Below are 7,627 nucleotides of genomic sequence, written 5' to 3' on the forward strand. Positions count from 1 at the left end.
TGCTTCTTTACGGAACTCTTCGGTGTACGCTGGATTACGATGTTTAGCCATAAATCACCTCTCAATTAGACCCTAGAGCTAACTTAGTAAAGTGTCTACTAAACGTGGGGTACTCGGAGTTATAACGCCGCATTAAGTGGTGAGCAACGCAGATCACCGAACTAAAACTATAGTGCCGTAAACACCGAAGCCAAAGCAAACCAAAAATGCCAAACGTTGGGAATCCGTCTTAAATGCTTTGTTAGGTGCGGAGCAATTTTGACATATAGAACTCGTTAATATACTTGCCATCAACTTTCAAGGAGTTACGTTTAGTACCCTCGACCTCAAAGCCATGCTTCCGATACAGATTAAATGCTCGAACATTATGGCACATCACCGTCAGTTCAAGCCTTGTAAACTCATGCTCTAAAGCCCAAATTTCGAGCTTATCTAGTAGTTGTTTACCATAACCGCAACCTGATGCGGATTGCCTGATGCCCATGACGCAATACATCGAGTGACGATTTCGATTAGCTGTATTACCAATACCAACAGCAAAACCACATACCTCTTGTTCATTTGAAATGACGAACATTACCTTAGAGTTACTTTCGGTAAATGACTCTAGGATTTGCACTTGTTGTTCAAGAGTAGTCGTTCTTTCGCCCTCTTCTAGCATCATAAATTTTGACTCACGATCTAATTGATACATGAGTTCTAGTACTGATTGAGCATCACTCGGTCTTACTTCCCTGATTTGCATAAAACTTCCTGTTTCCACCTGAGCACCTAACGCCCTGTTAAGGTGTGAGCAACGCAATACCGAAGCTTCCGCATACCACCTTAACCACTAAAACCACCGCATAGTAAAAATGCCACGCGTTGCGAATCACTCTTAAACAGTTTGTTATGTACGTACTTTACTCAGTATCAGATACTTCTCGGCACATTCAGAGAACAAAGTATATGGATTCATACTATTCCCATAGTTTTGAAACAATAGCTCCCCACTTTCTATCCGAGCACTTACCTCTCGCTTTGTAAGTCCACTCGCTTCAGACGCAGTTAACCCCTCAAAAATCACGTATTGCTCATCTAGTATATATTCTCCACTTAATAGACGTTTTTCGAACTTGACCTCAAAGTAGTTTCTACCCTGTTTTTCAAACAGCTTAACTTCTAAGTTACAAGATAACTTGTCGCTATTCAGATAAGTTCCAATAAGTCCGTCGTTAGGTTCAGCAAGTACAGATGTCGATAAAAGCCCCAAGAGAAGATAGCTTACTTTCTTCACATTACCTCCTAGTACATAACGCCCAATTAAGGTGTGAGGTACGCAATACCGATGCCACCGCATACCACCTTAATCACTAAAACCAACGCATAATAAAATGCCACGCGTGCCGAATCACTCTTAAATTGTTTGTTAGACCACTACTTGATAACTGACGCTTCATTCAGAGAAAATGAACTTCCATCAACAGAAAATGCACCAAAATTTGATACTACAGCATAGTCATCTAATCTAGATGCAAGAGCTCCCATGTACTTAACTTTATAGCCTACACCACTTCTATCAATAAGAGATATTTCAACGCCTGCACGGATATATGGATAACTTGCTTTTTCTGTTCTTTCTTTATTTTTAAAGTCTTCGAGGAAATCTTTATGAAATTCTTCTTTAAAGCGAATAACTTTTTCTTCACCCGGTTTCAAAACGATCGGCTCTAACTTATCATTCTTCCCCAGGCTAGAATGAAAATATGATTTGTAATCATCAGTAAACACTAGCTTTTGTCCAAGTATTACTTCGTCAACATTACCATCATTGATGTATGCAATATCTACTAATACTCTTCCGTTTTCCTTAGTTTCTATTTGAACTACAGAACCCACCAAATCACGATCCGTAATAAAGTTAGGGTAAACAAAAGTACTGCCCGCAAAAAATGCAGAGGCTGATGCAATCACAATAGAAACAATAGATAGATAACGACCACTATCTTTGTTTTTTTGCATCTTCTACTTCTATATCTTTGTAAACTCATACAAACACCATGATTAAAATTTGAACCCTGTGGGCTAACGCCCTGTTAAGGGGTGAGCAACGCAATACCAAAGTCGCCGCATACCACCTTAAACACCAAAACCAACGCATAGTAAAAATGCCACGCGTTGCGAATCCCTCTTGAACAGTTTGTTATATGCAATTTTCTGGTGCTTACTAAATCGGCTTAATCCTTAACTTAAATGATCCGATTTGCTCGACTTGCGATGGCACAAACCCACATTTGATTTCAAGATAAGAGGTTTCTTTTGGCTGCATAATGAAGATTTCATTTTCACCGATACAATTACCAATAAAATTACCATTCACATCGAACGCAGATGCTAAAACCTCACGAGAATATAACGCTTCTTCCGTCAGGTTTTCCTGTACGACAGCCAAACGCACATCGCCCCCATCTTTGAAGACATTTTCTAATGTTAAACCATAGGCAGTTTTGAAATCTGCCAAATACTCAATTGCTTTATCATCTATTTCTTTGTCTTCAAGAATATTTTCGAGCGACGGTTCAACGAACTTGGTATAAACCAACCCACTCAGAATGAGTGCAACTGAGAAGCCAATTCCCCAGGAAAAACCAGTTAAGATGTTATTAAGTCCTTTCATAAATATTCCAATCCATTGCATATAACGCCCTGCTAAGGGGTGAACAACGCAATACCGTAGCCGCTGCATACCATCTTAGTCACTAAAATCCACGCATAGTAAAAATGACACGCGTTGTGAATCCCTCTTGAGCAGTTTGTTATGTATTTTGGTTGCACAAATTTAATAGCAAACTTTATACAGATAATTTAATAATATTTCCTTAGAAACCTAAAGATTAGAGACAGTAAAACAAATGCCATAAGACTTAAGTAAACACTCCATTTAACTTGCTCAGCATTAGATTTATTTATCTTATTAAGACCATCAGAACTAGAAAGAAGAACTTCATCTCCCGCCTTAACGTAAACAGTATAATAAATATTATCTACATGCGTTCTAACTAGCCCAACACTTAGATTTTCTGTATCTTTGTGCGAACCATATCCTAGGGAATAGTTATTATTTATTAAGTTAAAGTCATACCCTTGAACTTTAATATCGCACTTGTATTTTTTATCAAAAATAATTTCATAAGATAATCCACGACCAGCTGTACCATGCTTACCTGTTACCTCAGCTTTATGGTATAACACATCGTTATCAGTGTATGGCCCCTCAATAACTCTATTTTCTACAACACATATCGACATAATAAAAATGGCTATGATAACTCCAGGAGCATAATATGACCCACAAATTTTCTTAATAATACGAATCATGCTTTTACTCGTTTCTAGTTGCTTTAACAGTAGCTCCAACGTTAATTAGTCAGTTATCACTAAACCACTGATTAAAATACATAACGCCTTGTTAAGGGGTGAGCAACGCAATACTGAAGCCGCTGCATACCGCCGTAATCATCAAAAAACAACGCATAGTAAAAATGCCACGCGTTGCGAATCCCTCTTGAACAATTTGTTAGCTTAAATTATGTAGCACCAAGCCACACTACCCCAAAACATAATATTCAAAGTCCAGACCATCACACTTTGAATAGGGAGCATATGAAAAACTAACTGTGGACATGTCCTAAGATCTCTCAGCGAGAACAACATTTGAGGCTGAAAGTCCCAACTGGTAGCTAAACGCAGACCTCTTTGAAACCGAGGATGATTCACCAAATATTCGGCGTAAGATGAATAAATTGTCCACAAGCCGAAAAGACCAAACAGCTCAATTATTGAGATCACTTCCAAACTAAATGGCAATAATGAGGGTCCACCAATGAGTAAAATACCTGCAAATATCCATTTTTTACTTCTCATTACACATCCTTGTTAATGATTTAAGCTAACGCCCTGTTAAGGTGTGAGCAACGCAATACCGACGCTTCCGCACAACACCTTAACCACTAAACGCAACGTATAGTAAAAATGCCACGCGTTGCGAATCACTCTTAAACAGTTTGTTATAGCGCTTTGCCGTTTCAAGTGACCAATGATGAGGCATTAATTCTCGTATAGTATTGAAAACCAATGCATTCCCTGAAGTCGTAATTGCTGCTTTGACATCCCCAGCCCAATGGACGAGGCGCTCTTGGCAAACTCCGCATGGTGAAAAAATTAGAAATTCATCTTTCTCGCTCTCACGACACAGGCATAATGAGTGGGTCACTCGCTCATTGAGTTTGTGAGCCTCTAAATACGCTCCCACCTCCATACATAGTGAAAGAGCATCGTTTTTAGTATCAGGAGCAATGCTTGTTAATATTTTTCCTGACTCTGTTCTAACAGCCGCAGCTCCACCCCAACCAGAAGGATATCGCATATTTACTAGTTCTATTGCTGCTTGATAGAGCTCTTTTTCGATATTATCCATGACCATCCATATTCAATTTTATCGTGCGCTATAACGCCGCGTTAAGTAGTGAGCAACACGGCCACTTAACCTAAACCATTGTGCCGTAAACACTAAAGCCGATTCAAACCCAAATTGCCAAGCGTTGCGAATCTGCCTTAAACGCTTTGTTAGGCTTATAGTTCGCCGTTTACCTGCTTTGCAAAATCAGCATGAAACCTGATTAACTCCACACCATCTATTGCTTTTATAGATGCATTATTTCCCTCAGCAGTACAAAAAGGTGGGTACGCGAATAACAACTGGCCAGCCTGTAAATCCAAATCGTTCGGAATGCTAAGCCTTTCAATTGGGTTCTCGTCAACCCAAGCCAAAAACTGTTCCCAAGTACAACCAAATTCATCAATTTCACCAGTTTCTGCATTCAATTTGACCACCAAATTATCTCGAATAAAAAACTGGTCACCAAAGCAATCCTGAGCGATAGGAAAATCACTTGCTTTGACTTCACGGTATAAGTTGTGGAAAGCCAACTCACCATCTAAGAAAGTATCAACATTTAACAAGCGCTCTTGTGCATCTTTAGAGCGGATTTGTAGACCGCCCGAATATAGTATTTTCATAGTTTCTCGCCCTGTAAGCCTAACGCCTTGTTAAGGGGTGAGGCACGCAATACCGAAGCCTCCGCATACCACCTTAACCATTAAAACCAACGCATAGTAAAAATGCCACGCGTGCCGAATCACTCTTGAACAATTTGTTATGCTCGTACTCAAAGAAATTGGAGAATTAAGCAAGTGATAAACGCTGGAAGCCCTGCAATAAAGAAAACCAAACCTGTCTGGAAGTTCATTCTATGCTGCTCTCGTTGGTCTTCTTCGAAATCATGACCTTCTACCATTTTGTAAACTTTATCTGTTCTAGAATCATCCATATGCGCTGTTTTACTATATACGCCACCTTCCCACATAAACTTTGCTAAAACCCAGTTCACGATAACAACGAAGAACAGAAAGTCGACTGGCTGAGTAGTAGCAAAGAAGGGGACAAACTGAGCTAAGAGAATAACAATCAATGCTGCAACAAGATTGATTAGCACCACTTTCTTCAGTAAATTGAGCAAAATTCCCTCCTAGAGCATAACGCCTTGCTAAGGTGTGAGTAACGCAATACAAAAGCTACCGCACGGCGCCTTAATCATCATAAGCCACCGCATAGTAAAAATGCCACGCGTTACGAATCACTCTTAAGCAATTTGTTAGTAAATGCGCTACTTCTATTTGTGCGCTCCAAGATATTGAAAAGTGGCATAATATGAAAGGCTTTGAACACTGAAGTGAGACGGGCAGCTACAAAACTTAAAATCGATAGAGAGACGAAAGTTGGCTAGAAGAAAAACGTACTGAACTCCGCTACTTTTACTGACTTTAAATTAGAAAAGGATTCTTTCCTCGTACTTCAACAGCCACGCCAAAAGTAATCAAGGTTCTCTCAAAAGCCACGACGAAAATGAAGAAGCGCTAAAGAAATAGACTAAGAGTTAGAAGCCGTAAACGGTGAAATCAAAGCAAACACTCCGCATATAGTGCCACCGGAAAGAACGTGGGAGGTACAAACTGAAAGGTGTAAAGACGAGCGCCAAAACAGATAAACACCAAGACTTATGACCTATGATGTCAAACCCGTACTAACGCCCAATTAAGGTGTGAAGCACGCTGCCACAAACTCAAATTGAACACCGTAATCACTAAACTTGATTCAAACTAAAAATGCCAAGCGTGCTGAATCACTCTTAAATTGTTTGTTATGTTTTAGTAGCCTCGAGCTCATTGCCAGCAATGGTACACAAAACCAAACCACTTTCTTTTTCGCTAGAGCTAATAACGAGCTTCCCAAATGAATCCCAAACTGAACTTTTACCACAAGTTTCCCAGCCACCTGTTTCTGATATATGGTTGCTTAGAAGTACAGGGATTCGGTGTTCTAAAGCAATTTCGGATAGGATTTTAGAATCAGGGGTAAAGCCATTACCAGAAATTAGAGCACTTACAACATAAGCATCCGCACCGAGCTTTTTAACCCGCTGAGAATGTTCCGGTGTTGTGAAGTCGGCACAAATAGCCAGTGCTATTTGATGCCCATTAACAGTAAAAAAGTAATCGGTCGTCCCAAAAGAACAATACTTCTCTTCGCCTTCATGCAGATATTGCTTTGAATAAAATTGGACTGAGCCATCGGGAAAACAAACTACCGCACCTATTGTTGGCTTTGAGGAATTGTTAGCTTTTAGCGGACAACCTGCAATAACTATAATCTCATTTTCAACTGACGCTTGAGATAGTTCTTTAAAACTCAACGGCTCAGGTGAAAAAGCCAGCTCAGCAACCAAGTCTAGCTCATAGCCCGTCAATGATAATTCCGGAAAAACGACAACATCAGCTTTGTAAGAAGATGATTTCTTGATCATTTTAATATGATTTTCAATATTCCCACATAAGTCGCCTCTCACGATCGGGATTTGAGCCAAGCTTATAGTTACACCAGCTTTCAAGTTTCCTCCTTAAAACATAACGCCGCGTTAAGTGGTGAGCAACGCTACCACCTTACCTAAACCATTGTGCCGTAACCACTAAAGCTGAATCAAACAGAAAATGCCAAGCGTTGGGAATCCGTCTTAAACGCTTTGTTATATGCGCAAAGGCTTATATCTGAGATCTTGATAACAAAAATCACACGCAAATAACCTTAAAGTTAGGAAGGTTAAAAACAATAAGGACCCTACTAATGGTAAAAAGAAAAAATGTCCCGTATGGTAGCGATGTGTCTGCTGGAACATATAAATGCTCCGATTGCGGAAAGATATATTCCAACCAATCTAAAACTTCACTTCCACCATGTCCCAACTTTTCTAAAACACCACATCCTTTAAGAGCTTGGGATATTCTTACTGGTCAAGGAGATGCGACCAAAGACCCTTATCCTTAAGCTGCAATTCAACCGAGCACTACATATTGCTGCTCGGTTGAACTGTACATATAACGCTCTGTTAAGGTGTGAGCAACGCAATACCTAAGCCGCCGCATACCACCTTAAACACTAAAACCAACGCATAGTAAAAATGCCACGCGTTGCGAATCACTCTTAAACAGTTTGTTATGTGTGTAGTTACATTTTTCACGGAGCCAATAATGA

General features: G+C 39.8%; 8 protein-coding genes and 1 pseudogene. All 9 read right to left on the bottom strand.

Annotation, left to right across the window (positions count from 1 at the left end; translation table 11 throughout):
* Positions 1–241 precede the first annotated feature (241 nt).
* The 9 genes and pseudogenes from R7P74_RS23895 to R7P74_RS23940 all read right to left on the bottom strand — a co-directional run bounded on the left by R7P74_RS23895 (position 242) and on the right by R7P74_RS23940 (position 6,986).
* Positions 242–745: a GNAT family N-acetyltransferase gene (locus tag R7P74_RS23895; RefSeq protein WP_262635830.1), complete on the bottom strand. Its 504-nt coding sequence runs from the start codon at positions 743–745 to the stop codon at positions 242–244.
* Positions 746–889: 144 nt separating this feature from the next.
* Positions 890–1,276: a hypothetical protein gene (locus R7P74_RS23900; RefSeq protein WP_225474337.1), complete on the bottom strand. Its 387-nt coding sequence runs from the start codon at positions 1,274–1,276 to the stop codon at positions 890–892.
* Positions 1,277–1,416: 140 nt separating this feature from the next.
* Positions 1,417–2,001, bottom strand: a complete 585-nt coding sequence (locus R7P74_RS23905) for a hypothetical protein (protein ID WP_225474338.1) — start codon at positions 1,999–2,001, stop codon at positions 1,417–1,419.
* Between the two features lie 205 nt (positions 2,002–2,206).
* Positions 2,207–2,656, bottom strand: a complete 450-nt coding sequence (locus R7P74_RS23915; protein ID WP_225474339.1) for a metal ABC transporter ATPase — start codon at positions 2,654–2,656, stop codon at positions 2,207–2,209.
* Positions 2,657–2,844: 188 nt separating this feature from the next.
* A complete protein-coding gene (locus R7P74_RS23920; RefSeq protein WP_045600897.1) occupies positions 2,845–3,357 on the bottom strand; it encodes a hypothetical protein in 513 nt (170 codons plus the stop codon).
* Between the two features lie 689 nt (positions 3,358–4,046).
* Positions 4,047–4,456 (bottom strand): annotated as a pseudogene (locus R7P74_RS23925) (cytidine deaminase).
* Between the two features lie 155 nt (positions 4,457–4,611).
* Positions 4,612–5,058, bottom strand: coding sequence for a hypothetical protein (locus tag R7P74_RS23930; protein ID WP_025510803.1), 447 nt, complete (start codon positions 5,056–5,058; stop codon positions 4,612–4,614).
* 149 nt (positions 5,059–5,207) lie between these two features.
* Complete coding sequence (locus tag R7P74_RS23935) at positions 5,208–5,558, bottom strand: hypothetical protein (protein ID WP_225474336.1); 351 nt, start codon at positions 5,556–5,558, stop codon at positions 5,208–5,210.
* Between the two features lie 681 nt (positions 5,559–6,239).
* Complete coding sequence (locus tag R7P74_RS23940) at positions 6,240–6,986, bottom strand: carbon-nitrogen hydrolase family protein (RefSeq protein ID WP_180709712.1); 747 nt, start codon at positions 6,984–6,986, stop codon at positions 6,240–6,242.
* Between the last annotated feature and the right edge of the window lie 641 nt (positions 6,987–7,627).

This window comes from Vibrio sp. 2033, from assembly GCF_033339735.1.